Here is a 25342-nt window from a genome sequence, read left to right as displayed (position 1 = left end):
GCTTTACAGGCATTCTTCTGCCCGCTGGCTCTGGATCGCGGTTAGCTATTAATCTATTCAATGCCTTTCCGGCAGCAGTATATCCGAATCCATGAAACTATTAGTCGTCATCGTAAACTTCCGCGTCGCGGACCTCGTGGTCGACTGCCTGCACTCGGTGGCGGCGGAGATCGCGAGCGTGCCGGGCACGCGGGTCGTGGTCTGCGAGAACGGCACGGGCGACGACTCGGCCGAAAAGATCCAGCTCGCGATCACCGCCAATGGCTGGCAGGCCTGGTGTTCGTTGACGGCGCAGGATGTCAATCTCGGCTTCACCGGCGGCAACAATGTCGTCATTCGCCCGGCGCTGCAATCGGCCGAGCCGCCGCAATACGTCCTGCTGCTGAACCCCGATACGATCGTTCGCCCCAACGCCTTCAAGGCCCTGGTCGACTTCATGGACCAGAACCCGAAGGTCGGCATCGCAGGCAGCCGCCTCGAGGATCCGGACGGGACACCCCAGCGATCGGCGTTCCGCTTCCAATCGCCACTGAGCGAACTGGAGGGCACGCTCAGGCTGGGCGTGGTGAGCAAGCTGCTCGAGCGCTGGATCGTCGCCCCCCCGGTGGTCGATCACCCCATCCTCACGGACTGGGTCGCCGGCGCCAGCATGATCGTCAGGCGTCAAGTCTTCGATGATGTCGGATTGCTGGACGAAGGCTTCTTCACCTATTTCGATGATATTGATTTCTGCTTTAACGCGAGGAAGAAGGGCTGGCCGACCTGGTATGTGCCGTCGAGCCGCGTGGTTCATCTTGTCGGCCAATCGACCGGCGTCAACCGCACTCCCCGGCGGCTGCCAGGCTATATGCTGGACGCCCGGCGCAGATACTTCCTCAAGAACCACGGCCCGGCCTACGCTGCCCTCGCCGATCTAGCCACCATCTCGGGCCTTTGCCTGTCGCGCGCGAGGACCATGCTGTCCGGAAAGGTGGACAACAGGCCGCCTCGTCTCCTTTGGGACTCGATCCGGCACAGCGTCTTTGCCAAGGGCTTCCGCGTGACCGACGTCAAGTTGCCGCAAAACCCTAAGCGTTAGTCATCAGGTCCAGCTCACGCTCGATCGCCTGATCCCACGAGATCGGGCTCACATCAAACTCGCGGCACAGGCGCTGAAGGCTCAACCTGGAATTCGCCGGGCGCCTTGCCCTGGTTGGAAATTCATCCGTTCGGATCGGGATGATGCGCTTGACGTTCAAGGCTGCGCCGCGGGATGCGAGCCCCGCCACGATGGCCGCGGCAAAACCGTGCCAGCTTGTCTCGCCCTGACAGGCCACGTTCACAACGCCCTTGCATTGGTCGAACGCGCGGCCGAGATCCGATCTTCTCGCGGACAGGATTTCCGAAATGGTATCCGCAATCACACTGGCAGAGGTGGGCGCCCCGACCTGGTCCGCGACGATGCGAAGCTCCTCTCTCTCCTTTGCAAGACGCACAATGGTATTGAGGAAGTTGGTGCCCTTCGCAGCATAGACCCACGACGTACGGACGATCAGATGCGCACCGCCCGCGGCGATGATCGCGCTGTCGCCTTCGAGCTTGCTCGCGCCATAGGCGGACAGCGGGCGCGGCTCGCTGTCTTCACGCCAGGGCTCGGTGCCCGAGCCGTCAAAGACATAATCGGTCGAGAAGTGGATCAAAGGCACGCCGTGTTGCGCCGCCCATTGCGCCATGACGGCGGCCGCTTCGGCATTCACCCGGAAAGCAAGTTCGCGCTCATCCTCGGCCCGGTCGACCGCCGTATAGGCCGCGGGATTGACGATGAGATCCGGCTTGAGGGCCGCAAGCCTCTCGGTCAGGGTTTCGGGTCGAGATAGGTCAAACTCATCGCGCTTCGGAGCAAGAACAATGTCGTTTCGCTGCAACAGCGGCAGCAAGGCGCCCCCGACCTGCCCGCTCGTTCCGGTCAGAAGAATGCGCATCAAACCTGTCCGTAGAGCGGCAGGTTCTTGACGTCGGCAAGCAGGGGAGCTGCGGCATCCTTCGCTGAGAGCGCGGGGCTCGCAACCTTCCAGTCGATGCCCAATGCGGGATCATTCCATCTCACCGCAATCTCGTCCTTGGGACTATAGTATTCGTCGCACTTGTAGAAGAAATCAGCCGCTTCGGACAAAACTGCAAAGCCGTGCGCGAAGCCGCGCGGGACCCACAATTGCCGGCGGTTTTCGTCGCTCAGTTCAACAGCAACATGACGGCCAAACGTGGGGCTTCCGAGGCGAACATCAACCGCAACATCCAGCACCCTGCCCTTCAAGACGCTGACAAGCTTTCCCTGCGTCAGGGGATTCTGAAGATGAAGCCCGCGGACCACCCCGCAGCCCGAGCGCGACAGATTGTCCTGAACGAATGGCCGCGCAATACCGTGCTCCGCGTAGCGCTTCAGCTGATAGCTCTCGAGGAAAAAGCCGCGCTGATCGCCGAACAGCTGCGGCTCCACGATCAAAACCTCGTTTAGCTCCGTTACAACCACTCGCATGCGGCAGATTCCGCGACCAAACGCCATTTACCGTGTGGAAATACCAGACTTGTGCGACGCACACTATTTGATACTTTCCCATTGGTAAATCTGTGAGGGGCTATGAAGGGCATTATTCTCGCCGGGGGAACCGGTTCTCGCCTCTACCCGGTCACGACAGTTGTTTCCAAACAGTTGTTGCCGGTGTTTGACAAGCCGATGATTTATTATCCGCTGTCGACGCTGATGCTGGCGGGAATTCGGGAAATTCTGATTATTTCGACCCCAACCGACAAGCCCCTGTTTCAGCGCCTCTTGGGCGACGGCTCCAACCTCGGGCTGCAGTTCTCGTATGCCACCCAGGAAACGCCGCGCGGGCTGGCGGACGCATTCATTGTTGGCCGCAATTTTGTGGGCAACAGCTCCGTCTCTCTGATCCTGGGCGACAACATTTTCTATGGACACGGTTTGCCGGAAATGCTGGCGAAAGCGGCCGGCCGCATCACCGGTGCAACCGTCTTTGGCTACGCCGTCAACACGCCCGAGCAGTACGGCGTGATCGAGCTCGACGTCTCGGGCAAGGCCCGGTCGATCTCGGAAAAGCCCAAGCATCCCAAATCCAACGTGGCCGTGACCGGCCTCTACTTCTACGATAACGACGTGCTCGACATCGCCGCAAATGTTCGCCCCTCTGCACGCGGCGAGATCGAGATCACCGATGTCAACAAGGCGTACCTTGAACGAGGAGACCTCTTCGTCGAAGTCCTCGGCCGTGGCTTTGCCTGGCTCGATACCGGCACCCATGCCTCCCTTGTTGAAGCAAGCCACTTCGTTCAGATCCTAGAGCAGCGGCAAGGTCTGCGTATTGCGTGTCCGGAAGAGATTGCATTGAGGAAGGGTTACATCTCGCTGGAGGCTTTCAACCGGCTGGCCGAGATGACGGCCAAGAGCAGCTATGGCGAATATCTGAAATCCGTCGCCAGGTCGTTCATCGCCTGAATGGCTTCAGTTAAAGGAATTGGTTAGTGCGTTTTGCGGGATTCACGGTTTTTGTCACAGGCGGCGCCGGATTCATCGGCTCGGCGGTGATACGCCATCTCCTGCGCGACACGGGCGCCCGAGTGGTCAACATCGACAAGCTGACCTATGCCGCCAACTTGGCTTCCTTGCCAGGAGCGGCCGCGAATCCCAATTACGCGTTCGAGCATCAATGCATCTGCGAGCCGGAGGCGCTTCGCAAGCTGTTCGAAAAATACCAGCCCGACGCGGTGATGAATCTCGCCGCGGAGAGCCACGTCGACCGCTCGATCGACGGTCCCGCCGAATTCATCAAGACGAACATCGTCGGCACATTTAACCTGCTGCAGGAAGCACTGCGGCATTGGCGATCCCTCACGCGCGAACGCCGCGCTCAGTTTCGTTTCTTGCATATCTCAACTGACGAGGTCTTCGGATCACTGGGCGAAGAGGGTCTCTTCACCGAACAGACCGCCTATGCTCCCAATTCGCCCTATTCGGCCAGCAAGGCATCTTCCGACCATCTGGTCCGCGCCTGGCGGGAGACCTATGAGCTGCCCACCATCGTAACGAATTGCTCGAATAATTACGGGCCTTATCATTTTCCTGAGAAGCTCATCCCGCACATGATCATCAGGGGTCTTGCGGGTGAGTCCTTGCCCGTTTACGGCGACGGCCAGAACATACGTGATTGGCTCTTCGTCGAAGATCACGCCAGAGCGCTTACACTTGTGCTTGAACGAGGCGTGGTTGGCGAAACGTACAATGTGGGCGGCCGCAACCAACGAACCAACCTCCACGTCGTCCAAAGCATCTGCGATCTCCTGGATGAAATCGCCCCCGGACAGGAGAGCTCTCGTCGACGACTGATTTCTTTCGTCACCGACAGACCTGGTCACGACCGCCGCTACGCAATCGACGCCTCCAAGATCGAACGCGAGCTGGACTGGCAAGCTGAAGAGAATTTTGAAACCGGACTGGCCAAGACTGTCCGCTGGTACTGCGACAACCGTCATTGGTGGCAAGCGATCCTGCATCGCGGCTATCAAAAGACACGCATTGGAACCGGCTAGGAAGGCTCTCAATACGCGAGCCTTGAGCCAAAACGGAGACGTTAGGGGCGAGTTGGGCTAAATGCCAGTTCTAGAGGCTTTGCGATTAAGGGGCCCCATTCATTTCGGGCCGCTGCTGAGCGTGCTCAGCGCCTTTGCACGACGGCGGCCATGATCCCTCGGAGCAGGTTCATTCTGTGAAGATAGGCCGAGTTCATGAGCCCTTCAAACAGCAGGTACTGTTCTCTTGCCTGCAGATAGGTTCCATGCTTATGGAGAGCCGGTCGAAGCCATGAGCCGAAAGGCGGGCTTCGATTTCGGCTGCGGCATTAGGATCGAGCCGCCAGCTCAGAGCATTTTGAGCCGTGTAGCGCTCGGCGTTTTCTTTGAACTCCTCAGCAACGCCCGGATTAATCTTCCAGTTCCCGATTTAACCTTTTTCGGCTGCATCAAGCTTAACCGGGAACTTCCGTTGAGGTTCTTGCTGAAACTCAGTAGCTTGCCTTCGCGTAAAAGTTGAACAAAAACATTCCTGTTTTGCTGAAGCAGTTTGGCGTGGAGTACGTTCAAAGTGAAGCGTCGACGACAGAATCCGAAGCCGAGCTCAGGTCAACCTGCCCCCAAGTCGCTGAGCATCCGTTACGCGGAAGTCCTGAAACTGCGCGAGGCGATCTCGCAGACCCAGTCCAAGCTGACCCAGCAGAAGGAGAGCGGGCGGCGTTCCGTGCATTGATGTTCGTCGCCATCGTTGCGTGCGAGCGTTGCCATTTCCTTATGGGTTTTGCTCTCTCTGAGCCAAGGTTCGATGCGAGGAAAGCTGCAGTCATGTTCCCGCGCAGCAAGAGAAAGCGACGTAGTTCACCGAGTGAGGAGGGACACGGAACAGATCCTTGTTCAACAGCGCGGTGCGCTAGTCTTCTAGGTCGCGGGAAGGGCTTCGTCTGATCCAATTCATGAGCCGCAAGACCATTAACAGGATGATCGCCGCTTCAGCGTGGATCCTGGTCGCGCTGATCGTGTACGGCACGCTGACTCACTCCAAATTCGTCTATGCGATCTACTACAAGCTGCAGCCATTCATGCTGCACACACAGATGAAAGCCTATGCTCATGTCGAGCATGTCCTGGCCTTTGCGGCGCTTGGCGCGCTCTTTGCCCTGGCCTATCCGCGCCGCCTCATCCTGGTTTGCGCCGTGGTGCTCGGAGGGGCAGCCGCTCTTGAGATCCTGCAAACCCTGACACCGGACCGTCATGGAACGTGGCCCGACGCCGTGGAGAAGGTCGCTGCCGGCGCGCTCGGTATCGCCGCCGCAAGGATCATCCTGGGCATTCGGCGAGCCAGAGAGAATTCAGCGGGCAGACCGACAAAATCCGGTTCGTCCCACTGCTGATCGGGGGACCTACACCCCGGTTCCGGCGCGCCATTGGGCCCCGCCTGCAAACAGATCAGATCGAGAGATCTCGGCAAAGCTGCTTTATTACCCCTTAACCATCACTCCATTGTTGCCCTCCCGCGGCCAGCCCCGCTGCCGCGACGCCATTCTCGCTGGCGCTCGTACCCCGCCCCTCCGCATACGCTAGCGCCAGAGCAGCTGGCGTGCCTTTTCTAGAGGGTCTGGTATCGAGGATCCGCGGAGCCTGCTGACGCCGCTTATCAGCTCTCCTGCCTACCTGCCCTGACAACTCTGCCGGCAGGTCTGGGCCTGACTGTCGCACGAACTGATGCAGGGCGTGCTGAGCGTCATCGGGCACACGCGTTTGCAGCTTTCGTTCTGCGTCGCGCAATTGGCGAGGCACGCGTCAGTCGCCGCATCAGCGACCCGCAATTTGCCGTTGACCAGAATGACCGGCTCCGCGACGGCATTCCCGGCCAACAACAGCACCAAAATCGCACCGCCAAAAAACGATCTCATGCGGACCTCCAACGCGAAACCGCCAGCCGAAACAAGGCCGCTGATGCTCGCCGGCTGCTACAGGCTCTTCCGACGGGAAGTGCCTTTGGCCGTCTCCTGGTTTGCGATCACGAACTCGTCGAGCGAATGGCCGGTCTTGAGCGCCGCGGCAAGCCACCTCGGCTGCTTTCCCCGGCCCGACCAGGTTTGTGAAGGTTCCTCCGGATTCCGGTACTTCGGGTGCACGCGCGGGTACTTGCGGCGCTCTCTCCGGACACCTTCGATCGGCTCGCCGAGCCTCACTTCCTTTTCGCGGCGGAGCTGAGCCAGCCGTTTTTCGAGTTCTCGCTTCTCGGAAGTAAGGCGTACTGACAGAACTCGGCCGATCTCCTCGTGAAGCTGCCACATCTCGTCGATGGACATGCCCTCGAGGTTCACCTTCTTGTTGTTCATCACGCCCTCGTCATGTCATCCCGCTATGACGGGTGATTCGCTGGCCCCTTTAATTTCTGCCAGTCCGAATTAATCCAAGTCAAGCAACAAAGCTCCCGCAACCGGCACCAATTGGCGAATTGGCGCTGAAAAGATCCAATTCTGAGCTCCGGAAAACGATGGGAAAGCTCGGACCGGACCGAAACGACGGACAAGCTTAATCGGGGTTGACGATTACGGGCGGACCTTGCCGCAACCAAAACTCAAATTAACCGGGGTTGGTCGACTTCGAAACCCGCCTTTCGGGACAACGATGTTGCCCGGCATCCAATCCGAACCCCCGTGGCGTCAGTACGCGTTGCGCTTCCGCACGACTTCGAACAGCGTCTTGATCAGGATCTGGATATCGAGCCACAGGCTCCAGTTGTTGATGTACCACAGATCGAGCGTCACCCGCTTGGCGATGTCCTCGACCGAGGGCGTCGCGCCCCGCGCCCCGTTGCACTGCGCCCAGCCGGTGATACCGGGTTTGACATGGTGGCGGAACGCATAATCGCCGACCACGGTCTCGAAATAGTCGTCATGCGCCAGCGCGTGCGGCCGCGGCCCGACCAGGGACATGTCGCCCTTCAAGACGTTTATCAGCTGGGGCAATTCATCAATGCTCGCCGCGCGCAGCAGCCTTCCCATGGAAGTAACCCTGGGATCCTCACGCATCGCCTGAACGACTTGAGCCCCGTCCTCCATCACCTTCATCGTCCGGAACTTCAGCATGACGAACTGCTGGCCGTTGAAGCCTTTGCGATGCTGCCGGAAGATGATCGGACCTTGGCTGTCGAGCCTGATCGCGACCGCGGTCAGGACGAACACGGGCAACAGGAGAATCAAAGCGGGCAGAGCGACCGCAAGGTCCATACCCCGCTTGACCAGGCGCTCAGCCGGGCTTAGCGGCGCTCTCTGGATTTCAATCGCAAGCACCCGCTGCCGCGCCGAAGACGCATAATTCGTCAACGAGCGAACCCGCATGTCGGGTAACAGCCGCGCGGCAATCGGCAAGCTCTTGATCTGATCGCGAATGAATTCGATCCGGGCCGTATCACTCCAAGGCAATACGACCAGCAACTCCTTGCAGTTGTGAAGCCGGATGAAGTTCGCAACCATGTCGAACAGGCCAGTGTCGGCGGCTTGACGCGCGTCGGGATTTTCCTCCCGGCTCAGCGCGAAATGCTTGACGTCGGTCGCGCCAAAGAAGGCCAGAAGGTCCGGGCGTTCGAGCGCCGCGATCTCGTCGTAGTCGCCGACCAGGACGAGGTCTCGCCGGCCGATGCCCCCTCGGGCGAGCGCCGAGGCAACGGCAACTTTGGTGACCTTGCGCACCGCCAGCAACCCGACCGGCGCCATGAAGTAGAACAGGATGAACGCGCCACGCGAATATTCGACGCCGACCTTCAAGAGGAAGGCAAAGAAGGCCAGCAGGAGTCCGGTGGTGAACCAGCAAACGAGGATTTCGGTGATTTCGACCCGCGGCTTGGCACAATCCGGAAAGTCATAGTAGCCACTTCCGCTCATGCGCAGGATATGGATGAAACTGGCGAGCAGGCCTACGGCGCAGTGCGCCAGCAAGTCCGGGATCGGGGTGCCGAATGACCACTGGTAAATAATTCCGCCGCTCAGGCTCGCCAACACGATGACCAGGGCGTCCGTCGTCGACAGCAGATAAGGGATGGCAGCGCTGGAAAAGGTCCGCGGAGTGAACGCGCGGTCGGCCTGGCCCGCTTTGTCGCGAATATCCGACCCGATTGACATCGAAATTCACCAGCACGCGTTTAACACTTTCGCGAGAGGAACCACAAAGTGGCCTCGCCGCCAACGATCAAAATAACTCTTCGTTAACGACCGCACGATAAACTCGCGCAGGGTGCAGCGCAACATTTAATCTCGGTACTGGCGCCAAGGCGCCCCGGTTCGGAGTACCCATGCTGCCACTTATCGCCGGCGCTGTCGGCATTTATCTGGGCCTCCATTTCAACGTCTTCATCCTTTTGCCGGCGACCCTGCTCGGAGGCGGCGCGGTGGTGGCCTCGTCATTGGTCGCGGGGGAAAGCCTGATCGACAGCGCCGTCGCAACCGTCCTGCCGATCATCTTCTGCCAGGCCGGCTACATGATGGGACTGACGGCGCGCGAAGCCTACGCGCAGCTGCTGGCGCGGCTTAATCTCGGCCAATCCAGACAGGTCTAGCGCGACCCAATCCGGCCTGCATCGGCCAAACCGGCGCAATCCCCGGTTCGCGATCGCACTTGCCGGTCACCTGTACCGGTCAGGATCGCTTCCCGGACACCGGAGCCCGGCGGCTTCCGCCCTGCCCTCCGGTCGCGGCCGGGTGCGCCACAGCAAGATCAGGGATCGCCCCCTGCACCGGCGCTACGCGCAAGCTTTACCAGGCAATTTGCGCAAATTGTCGGCGACAGGCTATATCTGACAATGGATGTCACTACCGGCCTAGATTTTTCTTCCAGGGGACAGATACGTGGTCAATCGCGAGGCAGCGCCCAGCTTGGGGGTGCGGTTACTATTCGGAATCAGACGACTGCTTGGGCTGGCGACGCTCGGCCTCATCATCGTCCTGCTCGCGCCAAAGCTGTTCGTTTTGTTCGACAATCCCAAGGGCGCGGCCTTTTCGGCCATTTTGTTCGATGGCCGCGACTTCATTCTGAAGAAGTCCGTTCCCGTCCTGCAGCGGTTCATTCCGACCAACATCGCCGGCGCCGATCGCTCGGACTGGATACTGGTGGGACTTTCCGTACTGCTGACGATGTTTTCCGGCTCGCTGGCCTACCGGGCCCAGCTTGCCTCCAACCGGCGCCTGCTCCGGAAATCCGCCCAAGCCTGGCGCAAGAAAGAAAACATCGCGCCGGGATCGAAGCTGGATCTCGAGCTGGAGAATACGCTGCGCGCAGCCCAAAGCGGCAGCAATGTGAACCGCCAGGAACTCTTGCAGGTGTTCGCCGAGACCAAGCGGAAGCTGGATTCCTTCAGTCGCGAAGTGGCGTTTCTCGCCATCGACGTGGTGGGATCCGCGGCGATGAAGGCCGGCGAGGATCCCGCCTCCATCCAATACGATTTTGCCGAATACCGAAAACTGGTCGAGCGCATTTTCCGGGCGCGCGGCGTGCTGAAGAGCGCCTGGACGCCGGACGGCGTGATGGCCTGCTTTGCCCACGTCGAGGACGCCTGCCAGGCCGGCAAGGACGTCATCAAGGGCCTGAAGGTCTTCAACCGCGAAGTGAAGCTATCGAAGGCCGATTTTGCCGTCCGCTGCGGCGTCAACGCCGGGGTCGTTTATTTCGACGATGCCACCCCGCTGGAGACGATTTCCGACCGCGTCATCGATGTGGCCGGTCATATGCAGAAATACGCCGAGCCCAACACCGTTCTGGTCGCACGGAAAATCATCGAACCGCTGCGCCATTTGGAAGAGTTCACCCACACCTCGCAAGTGATCGACGGCTACGAGGCGAGCGTGTGGCGCGACAAAGGTGACGGCTAGGTACGAGATTTGAGCTCGATCGCGAACGGCTGGGGGATTTACCCTAATTGGCGCAATTCCGGCCAATCGGGCCAAGTGGCTGGAAAACTCCGAAACATCAATTGTCGGGGCTGCCACATCAGTTTAAGCTGTTTTCTTGATTAACTTTATCTAAAGTCGGCAAACTCCTCTCTCTGCACCCGATAAATCCGAGGACGCCGACCATAGTTGGTTTTTTGAGGCGTTTGAATGCATCACCCACGCAGAGATCAATTTCGACGATCAGTTCCTGTTCGAACATTTGCTTTTGTGATCGGCACCCGCCCCGAGGTGATCAAGCTCGCGCCCATCATTCGTCGGTTGCGTAACGCCCAGTGGGCCAGGGTCCGGATTGTGACCAGCGGCCAGCAGGCGGATCTGCTCGACAACGCACTGGCCGAGTTCGGTCTTAAACCCGATCTTGCAATCCGCCATCGCGCCGCCTGTCACGGGCCGGCCCAGCTGGCAAGCTCTCTCATTCGCCGGCTCGACCGCTTTTTTGCCGATCAGAAACCGGACTGCGTTCTGGCTCAAGGCGATACCACCACCGCCTACGCCGCCTCGGTGGCGGCCTTCTACCGCAGGATTGCCTTCGTTCACATCGAAGCCGGTCTGCGCACCGCCGCGCTCGACGCGCCCTTTCCCGAAGAGTTTCACCGCCGGACGATCGCGGTTTCGGCAGCGTTGCACTGCGCGCCAACCTCGGCCGCCGCGCAAAACCTTCTCCGGGAAAGCGTGCCCAGGCAGAACATTTTGCTTTCCGGCAACACCGTCATCGACTCGCTGCTGGAGGTGGCCGCAACCAAGCCGGCGCCGCCGCCCGGCTTTGAACCGAACCGGACGATTCTCCTGACGGCCCACCGGCGGGAAAATTTCGGCTCGCCCTTGCGGGATGCTTTCGCGGCCATCAGGGCCTTCGTCGATATCACGCCGGACCTTGCCGTCTACTTTCCGGTTCACCCGAACCCGAACGCGCGCTCGGCCGCGCATGAAATCCTGTCCGGCCATCCCCGAATCCAACTGGTCGAGCCGCTCGGGTATCGCGACATCGTGGCGGCGATCCAAAACGCCTGGTGCGTGGTCACCGACAGCGGCGGGCTTCAGGAAGAGGCGCCGGCACTGGCCAAGCCCGTCCTCGTGCTGCGCGACGTCACCGAGCGCCCCGAAGCGGTCGCATCCGGCGTGGTCGAGCTTGTCGGCACCTCGCGCGATGCCGTCTTCAAATCGCTTTACGAACTCCGCAATTCACCGGCGAAATACGCCAAAATGGCCCGCTCGGTGTTTCCCTACGGCGACGGACACGCCAGCAAGCGGATCGTGGACGCGCTGTACCGGCGTTTCACCGGCGCGTCCGACCCCGAACCCGCACACCTCCTTCAGCTTCAGTACGCATCGTAAGTGATGGCCCATTTGACCTCCCTCACCGCCCAATATCTCTATTGGATCGAAATCATGATGCTGGTGGCGGGCATCATCATCGCCATTTCCAGCTTCGATGATCTCCTCGTCGATCTGCTGTACTGGACCAGCAGGTTGCTGGGCACGGCCAACGCGAGGTCCGCCGAGCTGCCCACCATCGAGCTGCTCGAACAAATTCCGGAGCGGCCGTTTGCCATCATGATCCCGTGCTGGAAGGAGCACGAGGTGATCTTCTCGATGCTGTCGTCGAACTCGCGGCTGCTCCGCTATCGCCAGGCGCACTATTTCGTCGGCGTCTATCTGAACGATCCCCTCACCCAGGAAGAGATCCGCAAAGCGCAGAGCCTTTACCCCAACATCCATATGGTCCTGGTACCGCGCGACGGGCCGACCAGCAAGGCGGACTGCCTCAACCAGATCACCTCCGACATTTTCATGTTCGAGGCCGAGCAGGGCATTCAATTCGCCGGCATGGTGATGCACGATTCCGAGGACCTGATCCACCCGCTGGAATTGAAGCTGTTCAACAAGCTGGTCGACCTCTACGACTTTGTTCAGCTGCCGGTCTATTCTTTCTCTCGTCCGATTTTATCGATGGTCTCCGGACTCTACATGGACGAGTTTGCCGAAATGCACACCAAGGATCTGGAGGTTCGGCAGCGGGTCAGCGGCGTCATTCCGTGCGCGGGGGTCTCGGCCTGCTTTAGCCGGGAAGCCATTCTTCACCTCATTGATCAGAACCAGGGCGAAGCATTCCGGACATCTTCGTTTACGGAAGACTACGACATCGCCTTTCGCGTTTCGGAATTGGGCTTCAAATCCGCCTTCATCGCCTATCCCGCGAGTTACGCGATCGACATTGACATCGACAAGAACAGCCCCGGCATCGTGCGTCGGCCCTTGCCGATCGCGACGCGCGAGTTCTTTCCTTCCGGAGTTGAGGCTGCCTATAGACAGCGAGCGCGATGGCTGCTGGGAATTGTGTTCCAGGGCTCGCAGGAGATCGGGTGGAAGGGCACGCTGGGCACGAAATACTTCCTGGCGCGCGACAGAAAGGGTGTCATAACCAGTCCGGCGGTCATGTTGGCCTATTTCGCCATGGCCAACCTGGTCCTGTTCGAGCTGTTTCGATGGTTCTTCGATCCGAACTCGCAGCTCAACTACACGCTGCTGTCCTCGAACTGGGTCAAGATGCTGTTCTTGATCACCTTCTCTTTTCTCGTATGGCGCCTCGTCAACCGGATGGTATTTACCGGGATGATCTACAACTTCCGCCATGCGTTGATGTCAGCGCCACGACTTGTCGTCGGCAACTTCGTCAACTTCTTCGCGACCTGGCGTGCGATCAGGATCTATGCGGGCCACCGCCTGTCCGGCAAGCCACTGGTGTGGGACAAGACAAACCACTCCTATCCGATCCAGATGAGCGACATCGACCTGCCGCAGTCCCCCTAGCGAAGAGCCTCGCTGACGGGGTTTGCCTCAAACGAGCTGAATCGTCTTGGCCGACTGTGAAGGGAGCAGTTGCGCGGGACAAGCTGGCCAGATCGCGCTGACCACAAATCGCAGGATCGAGCGGCCAGCCAAAAAGCCGACACAAATTGCGATCGCGGCGAGCTGCAAGGCGGGGTAGAGGATGACGGCAACCAGCACCAGCCAACCCAAGCCAATCGCTATGGCGTCGACGATCTTTTGTCCGTAAAGGCTCGGGCCATCGCCCAAGCCTTCGTCAAGGGCGGCCGCAATCGCGGAGAATCCGTCGACGGCGTCCCTGTTCGGGGCGTTCCCGAAGTCCGTGGCAAGACTATTGCGAGTAAACATTAACGCCCCCGTCCGAGCCTCTTCCGGGGCTCCAGGGGGCATCTGAACAAGCAAGCCGTTTCGGGCGGCTCAAACGAATGGTTAGAGTTTTATGTACTCGCCTCTATTCGCGATGACCGACAAGGTCGGTCGATCGTATGAATAACCTCCTCTTAACGACGCGCTTCGGAATGCAGGAAGTCTTCTCAAGGCCGTGGAGTCGGTTAAACGCAGAGGAGGCAACTATGTTCCGCAAGCGTTTTCGTTGAGCGAACGCATCATCAACAGGCTAGAGCAGTCTTAACGGAATTCGACTTCAGGCGTGGCTGGTGCGGACCGCCGCCCGCAGCGATCGCCAGATCTCCTGCTCGATATCTGGAAAGCGGGGCCGCGACGCCGTCCTCTCCCCAGGGCTCGCTGCCGCGTCGGCCCACAGCAGGTTTAGATGCTCTGCGCAGTTTAGAGGTTCAGCCTGGCGTCGGTTCGAGAAGGCGGTTGAGCCGGCGCTTTCATTGAAACCGAGTTACGCTCGACTGTGCCGACGCAAGACCCTGCGAACATCGCCGCTTGCGGCGTGCACGGCCTCGCGACGTTCCGACTTGTGTCTGAGCCGGTTTCGGGGTCTAATCGCATTCGAGGCGCCTCCGGCGCGCCTACCCCGCACGCTTCGATGCCGCAGCGTGTTTCTCTCGGCAACGGCTGCCACACCCATGTGCGAAGGGACAGTGGCGCTCGCCTCGAGAAGTTGCTCCTTCGCCTTCCGCGGAGGACGCTATGAATCTCGACGCTTACCGGATCACGACCGAACCCTACTACGAGCCGCTCGGCAGCGAGATCCAGACCTTCGCAGCCGCCTACGCCGAGCGCCTGCCCGTGATGCTGAAAGGACCAACCGGCTGCGGCAAGACGCGCTTCGTCGAACATATGGCTTGGCGCCTCGGAAAGCCGCTGATCACCGTCGCGGCCCACGAGGACATGACCGCCGCAGACCTTGTCGGCCGCTATCTGCTCGAGCCCGGGGGCACCGTCTGGCATGACGGCCCATTGACGCTCGCGGTGCGCCATGGCGCGATCTGTTACCTCGACGAAATCGTCGAAGCCCGTCAGGATACGACCGTGGTGATTCACCCGCTGACGGACGCGCGGCGGATCCTGCCGCTGGAAAAGCACAACGAGATTGTGCCGGCGCATCCGGATTTCCAATTGACGATTTCCTACAATCCCGGCTACCAAAGTGCGGTCAAGGATCTGAAGGAATCGACCAAGCAGCGCTTCATCGCGATCGATTTCGGCTATCCACCGCCCGCTACCGAGGCTGCGATCATCGTCCGCGAGAGCGGAACCGACGACCAACTTGCCTCTATCCTGGTCGCCATTGCGCAGCGCTCGCGCAACCTGCAAGGCCACGGCCTCGACGAAGGTGCGTCCACGCGCATGCTGATCCATGCCGGCCGCATGATCCGTGCCGGCCTGCCGCTGGCGGCGGCCGTGCAGTCGAGCATCGTGCTGCCGATCACCGACAATCCGGACATCCGCTCGGCGCTCAACGACGCGATCGAGGCCTGCCTGCCGTGAACGCCAAGCAGCCGGCCGGTTTGCACGTGGTCGCCTCCGAAGAGGAGAGCGCGAGACACCGGCTTCATCTCTTAATGCGCCAGCGTGAGGCGCTGCGCCCGGCGTTTCGCGCCACGTGGGACGATCTGGTGCGTCATTTCGACGGCGACGCACTGGAGGCCTGGGCCAACGCGGTGCTCGCGCTCGTGCACGTCAACGCCGGACCGGCTTGCCTGATCGCCTATTGGGACTTCAGCAGACTTGCGGCCGGCGACCGGGGAATTGGGCCGCTGCTGGCGGCCGCGCAAACGGCCGCCGAGATCTGCCGTTCCGCCGGCGCGCAGGCGGCGACCGCCTCGCTCAAGGCCGTGCCCGTCGCAGGCCACAGGTTCGGCAGCGGTCCGGCGCTGGCGCGCTGGTGGCGCGCGATGGAGACACTGGCGCGTCAAGCTCCGGAGTCGATCACGCTGGTGGCAAGCCGAATGGCGGAGATCGTCGCCCCCGGCACCGTCGATGCCTTCGAGAACTTCGTCACGGCCGGCCTGCGTGCGACGTCCGGCAACAAGGCGCGGAGGACCGCCTTCTTCTCGCTGCGCGACGAACTCGCGCAGCGCCTGATCACGCGCGATTTCGGCACCGTGACCTTTTTGGAAGCCGAGGTCGAACTCAGAGCCTTCGTCACCGCACTGTGGGGCCGGAGCCCGTTGTTGCGCACGCTGCCCGCCGACAACAACCATGCGCCACAGCGGCGCGTCTCGATCGCCGGTCCCGTGATCCGGATGCCCGAGACCTTTCGCGGCGTACGGGATGACGCCGCCCGTGCCCTGTTCCGCGCCGCCGCGGCGCATGCGCAGGCGCACCTGGTTCTGGGTCGCTATCCGTTTCCGGTCGGCAAGCTGAAACCGTTGCAGATTGCGCTGATCAATCTGATCGAGGACGCGCGCATCGAGATGCTGGCGATGCGCCAGTTGCCGGGACTCAGGCGCCTGTGGCGGCCCTATCATGTGGTGACGCCATCCGGGGTGGCCGCAGCACCAACCCTGCTGGCGCGGCTGTCGCGGGCGTTGTTCGATCCGACTTATGCCGACGACAACAGTTTTGTTGCCAAGGGCCGCGCCATGTTCGGCGCAGCCCTGCCGCGAATCGATGATCCCTCCATCAGCCGGGAGATCGGCATGTTGCTCGGCAACGACCTCGGCCAGATGCGGGTGCAGTTCAACGCCAAAACCTATGTGGTCGAGCCGATCTATCGCGACGATGGTTTGGGGCTGTGGGATTTCGGCGAGGACGCGCCGCCTTCCGGCGAGACCGTCGAAGTGCCTGCCGAAGCCGTCCGGATCGAGAAGGCGGAAACGTCGGACAGCGACAACGTCGAAACCGATCTCGAGGCCAAACAGGAATCGCTCGGCAGCGCCCGGCCGGCTGCGCCCGATCAACGCGGTGTCGTCATCGCCAAATACCCGGAATGGGATCGCGAGCACGGCATCGAACGTCCAGAATGGACCGTCGTCCGCGAGGTTCCTTCTCACCTCGGCGATCCCCGCCAGATCGAGGAGGCGCTCGATCGCGCGGAAGTGCTGCGCAACCGGGTCGGCCGATTGGTACGGGGCGTCAAGATCGGCCGCACCATCCGGCTGAACCGGCAACACGAGGGGCACGACCTCGACATCGACGCGCTGCTCGATGCCGGCATTGCGCTCCGGACCGGCGAGAAGCCGGATCCGCGCGTGTTCCGCTCGTCAACGGCGGTCTTCCGCGATCTTTCCGCGCTGCTCCTGGTCGACATTTCCGAATCGACGCGTGACCGGCTCGTTTCCGGCGCCAGCGTTCTCGACGTCGAACGGCTGGCGGTGGCCGTTCTTGCCGAGGCCATGGACAGGCTCGGCGACCCCTTCAGTCTGCTCGCCTTCGCCTCCGACGGTCGCGAAGACGTCAAGATGACGACGATCAAGTCGTTCGCTCAGGTCTACGACCGCAACTGCATGGCGCGCTTGGCCGGCCTGAAATCGGGCCTGTCGACGCGGCTCGGAACTGCGCTGCGCCACGCCGCTCACGTGATCGGCAAGGCGCAATCCGGCCGCAAGCTGGTGATCGTACTGACAGATGGCGAGCCATCGGACGTCGACGTTTCCGATCCGCTCGACCTGATCGAGGACGCGCGCCGCGCGGCGGTCGGTCTGCACGCGGCCGGCATCGATGCCTATGGCATAGTACTCGGCAAGCTCGGCACGCAGGCCGCTAGCCGAATTTTCGGACGCGGCAACACGATGATGGTCCACCGAGTCGAGGACCTTCCCGGCCGGCTTTCCGAGCTCTATTTCAGGCTGGCGCGGCGCTAATTCACTTGCGTCGCCGTGCCAGTTCCGTTCCCAGTGCGGCGCTTCCGGCAAGGTGAAACGCCGCCTCGATTCCCCGCGCAAGCGCACCGCCATCCGGCGCCAATATCCGCATGACAAGGCCAGCCTGGTTCGGTGCTGCCGATGCACCGGCAACGCAGCCGCACCGGTCCACCGCCTGCATCAGGGGCTCGAGAGCGGGCAGCCTGCCCGGTGGCGCGATCAGAAGTGCCGTGGCCGTAGCGGCCATCGTGGATAAGGGGCCGGTCCGCAACTGATCGCCGGCGATGCGCCCGCAATCCTGTAGCAACAACCTGCCATCGGGCCGCATGATGCGCTGGCGGCTGAAGAACTGCGCGAAGCTGCGGCCCGATTGCCTAGGATCGTGAACGGCAAGGCCGTCGACGAGAAGCAGCACGGCATCATCCGGCACGACCGCCATGGTGTCGAGCTTGAGATCGGCCCCCGGAAACAGGACGTAGGGATCGCTCGAGAGCGCACAAAACGCGCCGCTCCCGACCGTGACGCGCAAGCGCTGCTGAGACGCGCCATTTTGTCCATCATGCACCACGGTCGCGGACTGCGTCGTGAGGTGCAGCGCGGCGTTCGATCCCACCGCAACATCCACGGTTAGCTGATCACCGGCATAAAGACCGCCCGAGGCCGATTGCAGATAGAGGGTCAGCAGCTCCGGGCGCGCGCGGTCCAGGTAGAAGCCGCGCGTGATATGGAAGGGATAGCCGACATGCTGGCGGCGCAGGATGGTCCGGCCGCCGGCGAGTTCAGCCACCAGATGGGCTTCTGCCTCGCGGGCGGAATCAAACGCGAAAGAGGACAGCGGCAGAGATCGCATCGGCGACCTCCTCTATACCAACGCCGCCACGCAGATTGGTGGCAATGACCGGCCGCCCGCCCCTCACCTGCCGCGCTTCCTCGATCATCCGGTCGAGATTGACGCCAACGTAAGGCGCAAGGTCGACTTTGTTGACGACCAGAAGGTCGCAGCGCAGCAGGCCCGGACCCTTCTTGCGCGGGATGTCGTCGCCGCCGGCAACGTCGACGACGAAGATCCACCAGTCGACAAGATCGAGCGAAAAGGTCGAGGCCAGGTTGTCGCCGCCGGATTCGAACAGGATGAGCTCGAGCCCGGGAAACCGAGCTTCAAGATCGTCGCCGGCCGCGATATTCAGCGTCGGATCTTCACGGATCACCGTGTGCGGACAGGCGCCGGCTTCCACGGCAGACACCCGCGCCGGATCGATCAGCCCGGACCGCCGCAACCGTTCGGCATCCTCCTTGGTGACGAGATCGTTGGTCACCACGGCAAGATCGATCCCGCGCCGCTGCAACACGGGGATCAGCGCCTCGATCAACGCCGTCTTGCCGGAGCCGACCGGGCCGCCAACGCCGACTCGCGCCGCGGCCGGCCCTGTGCGCCCCGCCGGCTGGTCGCTGTGCGTCTGGTCCAGCATCACCTCACCTCAGCATGTAACGCCGCGCCAATGGCAGTTCGCGCGCCGGCTCGCAGGTCGCGAGCGCGCCGTCGACGTAGACGTTGAAGGTCTCCGGATCGACAGTCACCCTCGGGCAGGCGCTGTTCCAGAGCATGTCGCGCTTGGAAAGCTTGCGCGTGTTGCGCACCGGGAGAAGCCGCTTCGACAGGCCGAGCGTCGCGCCGAGATTCTTTTCCAGCGCCAGCGGATGGACGAAACAGGCCGACAGAGCCGCCGGCGCACGGCCGAAGGCGCCCCACTGCGGCCGCATCAGGATCGGCTCGCAGGTCATCAGCGAGGCGGCACTGTCTCCCATTGCGCCCCAGGCGATGAAGCCGCCCTTGATGACGAGCTCCGGCTTGATGCCGAAGAACGCGGGCCGCCACACCACGATGTCGGCGATCTTGCCGTCCTCAAGCGAGCCGACATGATCGGCGATGCCGAAGGTCTTGGCAGCATTGATGGTGTACTTGGCGATATAGCGGCGGATTCGGGCGTTGTCGCCGAAGCCGGGCTTTTCTTCCGGCAGTGCGCCCCGCTGGTCCTTCATCTTGGAGGCGAGCTGCCATGTCCGGCAGATCACCTCATGGATGCGGCCCATGCCCTGGCTGTCCGAACCGAGCATGGAGATCGCGCCGATGTCGTGCATCACGTCTTCGGCGGCGATAGTCTGCGCCCGGATCCGACTCTCCGCAAAAGCGACGTCCTCCGGAATGGCCGGATTGAGGTGATGACAGACCATGGTCATGTCGAGATGTTCGTCGAACGTATTGACCGTGTACGGATTGGTCGGGTTGGTCGACGATGGCAGGCAATGCATCTCGCCGGCCACGCGGATGATGTCCGGCGCATGGCCGCCGCCCGCGCCTTCGGTGTGGTACATGTGAATGGTCCGGCCGCCGATTGCCTCCAGCGTGTTTTCGACAAAACCGGACTCGTTCAGCGTATCGGTGTGGATCTGGACCTGGAAGTCGTACTCGTCGGCAACCTGTAGACAGGTATCGATCGCGGCCGGCATCGAGCCCCAGTCCTCGTGCAGCTTCAATCCCATGACGCCGGTCTCGAGCTGCTCGACCATCGAGGGCGCGCGATGCGAATTGCCGCGCCCGAGGAAGCCAAAATTCATCGGCCAGTGCTCGGCCGCCTGGAGCATTTTGCCGGTGTTGAAGGGACCGGAAGAATCGATGCCCACCGTGATCGGCCCGAGCGAGCCGCCGATCATAGTGGTGATGCCGCTGGCTATCGCGTGCTCGACGAGGCCCGCGCTGTCGAAGTGGACGTGGACGTCGATGGCCCCGGGTGTTGCGATCAGCCCTTCACAGTCCCGCACCGTGGTGCCGGTGGATACGATCAGACGCGGATCGACCCCGTCCATGATCGCGGGATTGCCGGCCTTGCCGATGCCGACGATGCGACCGTCGCGAATGCCAAGGTCGCCTTTGACGATGCCGATGACGGGATCGATGACCGTCACGTTGCACAGCAGGAAATCGAGCGCGCCTTCGGCGCTGGTGATGCCGGCCATGCCGATGCCGTCGCGGAGCGTCTTGCCGCCGCCGTGCAGGCATTCGTCGCCGTAGATCGCATGATCCTTCTCAACGACCGCCGTCAGCGAGGTATCCCCGAGGCGAACGGAGTCGCCCGTCGTCGGTCCATACAGGGCGGCGTAGTCACGCCGATCGATAACAGCCACTTTAGTTCCCCCTCAAATCACATTCCGACACATCAGACGCCGCGGAAGTCACGGGCCTTGGCGCGCGCCAGCGCCGCTTCGCGCACGCGCGGATCGTTGGCCATTCCGTTGGTGAGATTGTTGAGCCCGGTGAGCTCGCCGCGCCCGCCGAATTCGACCAGCGCGACTTCCTTCGACGCACCGGGTTCGAAACGCACCGCGGTGCCCGCCGGGATGTCCAGCCGCATGTTGAAGGCAGCCGAGCGGTCGAACTCCAACGCCTTGTTGACCTCGAAGAAATGGAAGTGCGAGCCGATCTGGATCGGCCGGTCGCCAGTGTTGACGGCGGTGAGCTTGATGGTGCGGCGGCCGGCATTGAGCTCGATGCGGCCTTCCCTGGCCTCGATGCGGCCCGGATGCTCGGTATCGGCGGCAGCGCCGGATGCAGGGCGGATCGGCTCGTGTACGGTAACGAGCTTGGTCCCGTCCGGAAACGCGCATTCGACCTGGATGATGTGCATCATGGCCGCGATGCCTGGCAGCACGTCCTCGGTCGTCAGAATGGTCGAGCCAAATCCGATCAGGTCAGCGACGGTGCGTCCGTCTCGCGCCCCCTCCAGGATATCGTCGGTAATGATAGCGACCGCTTCGGGATAGTTCAGCTTCAATCCCCTGGCGCGGCGGCGGCGGGCCAGTTCCGCCGCATTGAAGATCGTCAATCGTTCGAGCTCGGTCGGTGTCAAGAGCATGGCGGATCACCTCAATTGGCAAACAGCCTCAGATCGGCCTGCTCATGGCGCGCCGAGGCGATATCAAGAAACGGGACGAAACTCTCCAGCTCGGCGCCATCGGGCGCCGGCTCTGCAGCGATCTGCTCGATCAGCGGCAGGCAGTCCCTGAGCACGGCCTGGCCCTGCAGCGCGCCGATCGCACCGAGGCGGATCGCGGCCGTGATCAGTGCGGACGCTACGGTGTAGCCAGACGTCAACTGCGCCAGCTTCTCGTCGAGCCCCACCGCCGACCACACCGCTCCCTGCATGACCGCGATGTGGCCTAGGCATTCGCCACCGCGCACCGCATCGCGCAAAGCGCGGGCGAGTTCATCGCCGAGCCGTGCATGGGAAGCGAGGAAGGACGCGCCGTTGCGGCGCGAGCCGCTGCGCAGGGCCTCAACGAGCGTCGACGCCTCGACCTCGTGGTCAATGGCGGCGATTTCGCCGAGATCGCCCCGGGCGCGGAACGCGCGCAGCAGCGCGACCCGGTCATAGGCTGCCCAGCGATGGCGGATGATCGCCGCTATGAGCTGCGCGAATTCGGCCGGCCGCATGCCCTGGCGCAGCGCAATCGCGCCTTCGACGCCGTACGAGAAGGCAAATGAGCCGCTCGGAAACGCTCCATCAGCCTGCCAAAGTGCGCGCAGCGTGGGCAACATGGCTAATGGCTGGGATCGTGATGATGCGGGTGCGGCGACGAAAGGCCGTCGTCGGGCGGCAGGCCGCTCTCGGCATCCGCTGTTTCCTCATCGAAAATGCTGACGCCGACACGACGCGACGCGATCAGGCCTTCCAGCCGCGCTGTATAGTCTTCCGGTCGCCCCTCAAGCGCGACGAACAACACTTCGCCGCCGAAGCGGACGCGCCAGTGCAGATTGCCGACGTGATAGCCCAGCTCGATCGCATCGCTGATCGAGCGCGGCTCCAGCCGCAGCCAGCGCTGCGTGGCAGCCCGTACCACGATCGCACGGGCATCGTCCAATAACAGCACCGCGCCGTCGAACAGCTTCTGATTCCGCGGCAGGGCGATCGCCAGCTCCTCGCCACCACGAGTGGTGATGAGAAGCCGACGCCGGGCCAGATCTGCGACGGGTACATTGACGAAGTCGACCGCGCCGCGATGCTCGAGCCGGTGAAGTTCTTCGGAAAGCGCCGGTTCCAGCCGGCTTCCCAGCACGCGCTCGATGCGCAGCATCGAATTTCCCTCCTCAAGTTGAATACGCGGCCATGGCAACGGCGGCTACTCGGCCCGCCGTCGCCAGCCGCCTCGTCAATGCTCAGCGATGAGCGAGCTTCTTGTTGGGAATGCCCTCAATCGGGCATTCCTCGGTGCCGACGGTCGAACGCGTGAACGACTCGACCATCTCGCGCGTGCCCTCGGGATCCGCCACCCACTTGGCATAGAACTCGTACGGGCAGGCCGCGACGCCCCGGTCACCTTCGCCCGAGTTGATCTTTCCGGTGTAGCCGCGATGCAGCAGCTTGAAGAGATGGTTCTGCGACTGGCCGTTCTTGCGCGCATCGCGGATCAGTGTCTTGGACAGCTGCGCGTATTGCACGCCGTAGTCCTCCTCGCCGCATTCGCCGAGCGTGCGGCCGTCGAAGCCGACGATCGCCGAATGGCCGAAATAGGAGTAGACGCCGTCGAATCCGGACGCGTTGGCAACCGCCACATAGACGTTGTTAGCCCAGGCCATCGCCTTGGCCATGACTACCTGCTGTTCCTTGGCCGGATACATGTAGCCTTGGCAGCGTACGATCAGCTCGGCGCCCTTCATGGCACAGTCGCGCCAGATCTCGGGATAGTTGCCGTCGTCGCAGATGATGAGCGAAACCTTCAGGCCCTTCGGCCCCTCGGAGACGTAGGTGCAGTTGCCGGGATACCAGCCCTCGATCGGAACCCAGGGCATGATCTTGCGGTACTTCTGCACGATCTCGCCCTTGTCGTTCATCAGAATGAGCGTGTTATAGGGCGCTTTCTTCGGATGTTCTTCGTGCCGCTCGCCGGTGAGCGAGAATACGCCCCACACCTTGGCCTTGCGGCAGGCCTCCGCAAAGATCTCGGTTTCATCGCCCGGACAGGTGGAGGCGGTCTCGTACATCTCCTTGGAATCGTACATGATGCCGTGGGTCGAATATTCCGGGAAGATCACCAGGTCCATGCCAGGCAGACCCGTCTTCATGCCGACGATCATGTCGGCGATCTTGCGGGCATTGTCGAGAACCTCTGCCTTGGTGTGAAGGCGGGGCATCTTGTAGTTCACGACGGCAACGCCGACCGTGTCATTGCTCGAGGAAATATCTCCGTGCAGCATGTCGTTCTCCTTGCAGCTTGCTCGTCACAACCCATTCCTGGAGCCTGGCGAGGCTCCGTCTTGCCTGCTCGCCGACGCCTTGCTTCACACCGCCATGTGACGATGGACCATCTCATCGGTGAGATTTCCGATCTCGCCCGCAGCCACCACGCGCCCCTTCTCCATCATGGCGAAGCGGTGCGCGGCCTGGCGCGCAAACGAAACGTTCTGCTCGACCAGGACGACCGTAAGTCCGACCTCCCGGTTCAAGCGCATGATGACGGTTTCGATCTCCTCGACGATCGAAGGCTGGATGCCTTCGTTCGGCTCGTCGAGCAGAATGATCTTGGGATCGGCGGCCAGCGCTCGCGCGATCGCGAGCTGCTGCTGCTGGCCGCCCGACAACACGCCGCCGTTGCGATCGAGATTGTTCATCAGATAGGGAAACAGCTCGCTGACGAGCTTGGGGATCTCGCGCTTGCCATCGCTGCGAGCGAACGATCCCATCAGGATGTTATCGCGGATGGTAAAGTCCGGGATGATCTCGCGACCCTGCGGCACATAGGCAATCCCGGCGCGGGCACGGCGAAAGGTCGGCTGATTGCCGAGGTCGGCCTCGCCGAGGCGGATCTCGCCGTTCATCCGATCAGTGAGCCCCATCAGGGTCTTGAGCAGCGTGGTCTTGCCGGTGCCGTTGCGCCCCAGGACCGCCGTCACCTTGCCTTCGGGGATATCGAGCGAGACGTCGTGCAGGATGTGGCTGCGGTCGTAGAAACTGTCGACGTGATTGAGGACCAGCATCAGGAGATCCCCTTCGAGCCGAGGTAGGCTTCACGTACCTTCGGGTTGGTTTCGATCTCCTCGACATTGCCCTCGGCCAGCACCTGACCGAGATGCAGGACCGTGATCCGTTCGGCGATCTCGCGCACGAAAGCCATGTCGTGCTCGACCACGACGATGGTGTGTCGGCCCTTGAGGTTGTTGACGATCTGCGAGGTCTTGTGCGTCTCCGCCTGCGTCATGCCGGCGGTCGGCTCATCGAGCAGGATGATCTTCGGGTTCTGCGTGATCAGGAGCCCGAGCTCGAGCCACTGGGTCTGACCGTGGCTGAGATAGGCCGCGACCTGGTTGGCTTCTTCGGTCAGGCCGATCAGCTCGAGCACCTCGTCGACGTTCTCCTTCGCGCTGAAGCCGAAACCGAGATTGGCGAACACGCCGGGATTCTTGCAGCTCGCGACCTCGAGATTGCGGCGGACCGTGAGCTCCTTGAACACGCTCGGGATCTGGAACTTGCGCCCGATGCCGGCGCGCGCGATCTTGTGCTCCTCCCAGTTGGTGATCTCGGTGTCGTGCACGAAGACACGGCCTTCGGTCGACCTGGTCTTGCCGGAGATCAGGTCCATCAACGTGGTCTTGCCCGCGCCGTTTGCGCCCAGCAACACCCGCAGCTCGCCGTCGTCGACGGTCATGGAAACCTGGTTGACTGCCTTGAAACCCTCGAAATCGACGCCGAGGCCATCGATGGTAAGTGCAACCAGACTAGTCAT

At 61.9% G+C, this 25342-nt stretch carries 27 protein-coding genes; 12 read left to right on the top strand and 15 right to left on the bottom strand.

Features of this window, described 5'->3' with window-relative positions; translation table 11 throughout:
• Positions 1-91 precede the first annotated feature (91 nt).
• Positions 92-1078, top strand: coding sequence for a glycosyltransferase family 2 protein (locus HY852_RS16515; RefSeq protein WP_291605846.1), 987 nt, complete (start codon positions 92-94; stop codon positions 1076-1078).
• Here the strand turns inward: HY852_RS16515 and rfbD are convergent.
• Positions 1068-1961: a dTDP-4-dehydrorhamnose reductase gene (gene rfbD / locus HY852_RS16510; protein WP_291605845.1), complete on the bottom strand. Its 894-nt coding sequence runs from the start codon at positions 1959-1961 to the stop codon at positions 1068-1070. The genes HY852_RS16515 and rfbD overlap by 11 nt on opposite strands.
• Positions 1961-2515, bottom strand: coding sequence for a dTDP-4-dehydrorhamnose 3,5-epimerase (gene rfbC, locus HY852_RS16505; RefSeq protein ID WP_291605844.1), 555 nt, complete (start codon positions 2513-2515; stop codon positions 1961-1963). The genes rfbD and rfbC overlap by 1 nt, the downstream gene beginning before the upstream one ends.
• Before the next feature lie 102 nt (positions 2516-2617).
• Here rfbC and rfbA point away from each other — a divergent pair, with 102 nt between their 5' ends.
• The 5 genes from rfbA (at position 2618) to HY852_RS16480 (ending at position 5954) form a co-directional block, all read left to right on the top strand.
• A complete protein-coding gene (gene rfbA, locus HY852_RS16500; protein WP_291605843.1) occupies positions 2618-3493 on the top strand; it encodes a glucose-1-phosphate thymidylyltransferase RfbA in 876 nt (291 codons plus the stop codon).
• Between the two features lie 26 nt (positions 3494-3519).
• A complete protein-coding gene (gene rfbB, locus HY852_RS16495; RefSeq protein WP_291605842.1) occupies positions 3520-4584 on the top strand; it encodes a dTDP-glucose 4,6-dehydratase in 1065 nt (354 codons plus the stop codon).
• A gap of 271 nt (positions 4585-4855) precedes the next feature.
• Positions 4856-5083 carry a hypothetical protein gene (locus HY852_RS16490; protein ID WP_291605841.1) on the top strand — a complete coding sequence of 76 codons (228 nt, stop codon included), beginning with the start codon at positions 4856-4858 and terminating at the stop codon, positions 5081-5083.
• 51 nt (positions 5084-5134) lie between these two features.
• The gene (locus HY852_RS16485) at positions 5135-5296 is read left to right on the top strand and encodes a hypothetical protein (RefSeq protein ID WP_291605840.1); all 162 of its coding nucleotides are present in this window, start codon (positions 5135-5137) and stop codon (positions 5294-5296) included.
• A 220-nt stretch (positions 5297-5516) separates the two neighbouring features.
• Positions 5517-5954, top strand: coding sequence for a VanZ family protein (locus HY852_RS16480; RefSeq protein ID WP_291605839.1), 438 nt, complete (start codon positions 5517-5519; stop codon positions 5952-5954).
• Positions 5955-6230: 276 nt separating this feature from the next.
• On the opposite strand, the gene HY852_RS16475 is transcribed toward HY852_RS16480, so the two are convergent.
• From HY852_RS16475 to HY852_RS16465, 3 genes are all read right to left on the bottom strand, one after another.
• Complete coding sequence (locus HY852_RS16475) at positions 6231-6476, bottom strand: hypothetical protein (protein WP_291605838.1); 246 nt, start codon at positions 6474-6476, stop codon at positions 6231-6233.
• 57 nt (positions 6477-6533) lie between these two features.
• Positions 6534-6908 (bottom strand): H-NS histone family protein, encoded by a 375-nt coding sequence (locus HY852_RS16470; protein ID WP_291605837.1) that lies wholly within the window; start codon positions 6906-6908, stop codon positions 6534-6536.
• Between the two features lie 327 nt (positions 6909-7235).
• A complete protein-coding gene (locus tag HY852_RS16465; protein WP_291605836.1) occupies positions 7236-8693 on the bottom strand; it encodes an undecaprenyl-phosphate glucose phosphotransferase in 1458 nt (485 codons plus the stop codon).
• Between the two features lie 170 nt (positions 8694-8863).
• On the opposite strand from HY852_RS16465, the gene HY852_RS16460 reads away from it, so the two are divergent.
• The 4 genes from HY852_RS16460 (at position 8864) to HY852_RS16445 (ending at position 13328) form a co-directional block, all read left to right on the top strand.
• Positions 8864-9127 (top strand): hypothetical protein, encoded by a 264-nt coding sequence (locus tag HY852_RS16460; protein ID WP_291605835.1) that lies wholly within the window; start codon positions 8864-8866, stop codon positions 9125-9127.
• A 289-nt stretch (positions 9128-9416) separates the two neighbouring features.
• Positions 9417-10436, top strand: a complete 1020-nt coding sequence (locus HY852_RS16455; protein ID WP_291605834.1) for a hypothetical protein — start codon at positions 9417-9419, stop codon at positions 10434-10436.
• A 288-nt stretch (positions 10437-10724) separates the two neighbouring features.
• Entirely contained in the window at positions 10725-11852 is a 1128-nt protein-coding gene (gene wecB, locus HY852_RS16450; protein ID WP_291605833.1) for a non-hydrolyzing UDP-N-acetylglucosamine 2-epimerase, read from the top strand.
• A 3-nt stretch (positions 11853-11855) separates the two neighbouring features.
• A complete protein-coding gene (locus HY852_RS16445) occupies positions 11856-13328 on the top strand; it encodes a glycosyl transferase family protein (RefSeq protein ID WP_291605832.1) in 1473 nt (490 codons plus the stop codon).
• A gap of 27 nt (positions 13329-13355) precedes the next feature.
• Here HY852_RS16445 and HY852_RS16440 read toward each other — a convergent pair whose 3' ends face one another.
• Positions 13356-13748: a hypothetical protein gene (locus HY852_RS16440; protein WP_291605831.1), complete on the bottom strand. Its 393-nt coding sequence runs from the start codon at positions 13746-13748 to the stop codon at positions 13356-13358.
• Positions 13749-14447: 699 nt separating this feature from the next.
• On the opposite strand from HY852_RS16440, the gene HY852_RS16435 reads away from it, so the two are divergent.
• Positions 14448-15248, top strand: coding sequence for a CbbQ/NirQ/NorQ/GpvN family protein (locus tag HY852_RS16435; protein WP_291605830.1), 801 nt, complete (start codon positions 14448-14450; stop codon positions 15246-15248).
• Positions 15245-17566, top strand: a complete 2322-nt coding sequence (locus HY852_RS16430) for a VWA domain-containing protein (protein WP_291605829.1) — start codon at positions 15245-15247, stop codon at positions 17564-17566. Before HY852_RS16435 ends, HY852_RS16430 begins: the two co-directional genes overlap by 4 nt.
• A gap of 1 nt (position 17567) precedes the next feature.
• Here HY852_RS16430 and HY852_RS16425 read toward each other — a convergent pair whose 3' ends face one another.
• From HY852_RS16425 to urtD, 9 genes are all read right to left on the bottom strand, one after another.
• The gene (locus tag HY852_RS16425) at positions 17568-18416 is read right to left on the bottom strand and encodes an urease accessory protein UreD (protein ID WP_291605828.1); all 849 of its coding nucleotides are present in this window, start codon (positions 18414-18416) and stop codon (positions 17568-17570) included.
• The gene (gene ureG / locus HY852_RS16420; RefSeq protein ID WP_291605827.1) at positions 18382-19035 is read right to left on the bottom strand and encodes an urease accessory protein UreG; all 654 of its coding nucleotides are present in this window, start codon (positions 19033-19035) and stop codon (positions 18382-18384) included. Before ureG ends, HY852_RS16425 begins: the two co-directional genes overlap by 35 nt.
• Positions 19036-19039: 4 nt before the next feature.
• Positions 19040-20749: an urease subunit alpha gene (gene ureC, locus HY852_RS16415; protein ID WP_291605826.1), complete on the bottom strand. Its 1710-nt coding sequence runs from the start codon at positions 20747-20749 to the stop codon at positions 19040-19042.
• Positions 20750-20781: 32 nt separating this feature from the next.
• Positions 20782-21477, bottom strand: coding sequence for an urease subunit gamma (locus tag HY852_RS16410; RefSeq protein ID WP_291605825.1), 696 nt, complete (start codon positions 21475-21477; stop codon positions 20782-20784).
• A gap of 11 nt (positions 21478-21488) precedes the next feature.
• The gene (locus HY852_RS16405; RefSeq protein ID WP_291605824.1) at positions 21489-22160 is read right to left on the bottom strand and encodes an urease accessory protein UreF; all 672 of its coding nucleotides are present in this window, start codon (positions 22158-22160) and stop codon (positions 21489-21491) included.
• A gap of 2 nt (positions 22161-22162) precedes the next feature.
• Positions 22163-22696, bottom strand: a complete 534-nt coding sequence (gene ureE / locus HY852_RS16400; protein ID WP_291605823.1) for an urease accessory protein UreE — start codon at positions 22694-22696, stop codon at positions 22163-22165.
• 82 nt (positions 22697-22778) lie between these two features.
• Complete coding sequence (locus HY852_RS16395) at positions 22779-23816, bottom strand: aliphatic amidase (protein WP_291605822.1); 1038 nt, start codon at positions 23814-23816, stop codon at positions 22779-22781.
• Positions 23817-23900: 84 nt separating this feature from the next.
• Positions 23901-24596: an urea ABC transporter ATP-binding subunit UrtE gene (urtE, locus tag HY852_RS16390; RefSeq protein WP_291605821.1), complete on the bottom strand. Its 696-nt coding sequence runs from the start codon at positions 24594-24596 to the stop codon at positions 23901-23903.
• Positions 24596-25342, bottom strand: coding sequence for an urea ABC transporter ATP-binding protein UrtD (gene urtD / locus HY852_RS16385; RefSeq protein WP_291605820.1), 747 nt, complete (start codon positions 25340-25342; stop codon positions 24596-24598). The genes urtE and urtD overlap by 1 nt, the downstream gene beginning before the upstream one ends.

Source organism: Bradyrhizobium sp. (assembly GCF_016213215.1).
In the GTDB taxonomy this organism is placed as follows: domain Bacteria; phylum Pseudomonadota; class Alphaproteobacteria; order Rhizobiales; family Xanthobacteraceae; genus Bradyrhizobium.
Note: the sequence above shows the minus strand (reverse complement) of the source record. Positions and strands in the feature narration are given on the sequence as shown.

Coding starts and splice junctions, on each gene's coding strand:
- HY852_RS16515 (WP_291605846.1), top strand. CDS start 92: ATGAAACTATTAGTCGTCATCGTAAACTTCCGCGTCGCGGACCTCGTG.
- rfbD (WP_291605845.1), bottom strand. CDS start 1,961: ATGCGCATTCTTCTGACCGGAACGAGCGGGCAGGTCGGGGGCGCCTTG.
- rfbC (WP_291605844.1), bottom strand. CDS start 2,515: ATGCGAGTGGTTGTAACGGAGCTAAACGAGGTTTTGATCGTGGAGCCG.
- rfbA (WP_291605843.1), top strand. CDS start 2,618: ATGAAGGGCATTATTCTCGCCGGGGGAACCGGTTCTCGCCTCTACCCG.
- HY852_RS16490 (WP_291605841.1), top strand. CDS start 4,856: ATGAGCCGAAAGGCGGGCTTCGATTTCGGCTGCGGCATTAGGATCGAG.
- HY852_RS16480 (WP_291605839.1), top strand. CDS start 5,517: ATGAGCCGCAAGACCATTAACAGGATGATCGCCGCTTCAGCGTGGATC.
- HY852_RS16475 (WP_291605838.1), bottom strand. CDS start 6,476: ATGAGATCGTTTTTTGGCGGTGCGATTTTGGTGCTGTTGTTGGCCGGG.
- HY852_RS16470 (WP_291605837.1), bottom strand. CDS start 6,908: ATGAACAACAAGAAGGTGAACCTCGAGGGCATGTCCATCGACGAGATG.
- HY852_RS16465 (WP_291605836.1), bottom strand. CDS start 8,693: ATGTCAATCGGGTCGGATATTCGCGACAAAGCGGGCCAGGCCGACCGC.
- HY852_RS16460 (WP_291605835.1), top strand. CDS start 8,864: ATGCTGCCACTTATCGCCGGCGCTGTCGGCATTTATCTGGGCCTCCAT.
- HY852_RS16445 (WP_291605832.1), top strand. CDS start 11,856: ATGGCCCATTTGACCTCCCTCACCGCCCAATATCTCTATTGGATCGAA.
- HY852_RS16435 (WP_291605830.1), top strand. CDS start 14,448: ATGAATCTCGACGCTTACCGGATCACGACCGAACCCTACTACGAGCCG.
- HY852_RS16425 (WP_291605828.1), bottom strand. CDS start 18,416: ATGCGATCTCTGCCGCTGTCCTCTTTCGCGTTTGATTCCGCCCGCGAG.
- ureG (WP_291605827.1), bottom strand. CDS start 19,035: ATGCTGGACCAGACGCACAGCGACCAGCCGGCGGGGCGCACAGGGCCG.
- HY852_RS16410 (WP_291605825.1), bottom strand. CDS start 21,477: ATGCTCTTGACACCGACCGAGCTCGAACGATTGACGATCTTCAATGCG.
- HY852_RS16405 (WP_291605824.1), bottom strand. CDS start 22,160: ATGTTGCCCACGCTGCGCGCACTTTGGCAGGCTGATGGAGCGTTTCCG.
- ureE (WP_291605823.1), bottom strand. CDS start 22,696: ATGCTGCGCATCGAGCGCGTGCTGGGAAGCCGGCTGGAACCGGCGCTT.
- HY852_RS16395 (WP_291605822.1), bottom strand. CDS start 23,816: ATGCTGCACGGAGATATTTCCTCGAGCAATGACACGGTCGGCGTTGCC.
- urtE (WP_291605821.1), bottom strand. CDS start 24,596: ATGCTGGTCCTCAATCACGTCGACAGTTTCTACGACCGCAGCCACATC.
- urtD (WP_291605820.1), bottom strand. CDS start 25,342: ATGACTAGTCTGGTTGCACTTACCATCGATGGCCTCGGCGTCGATTTC.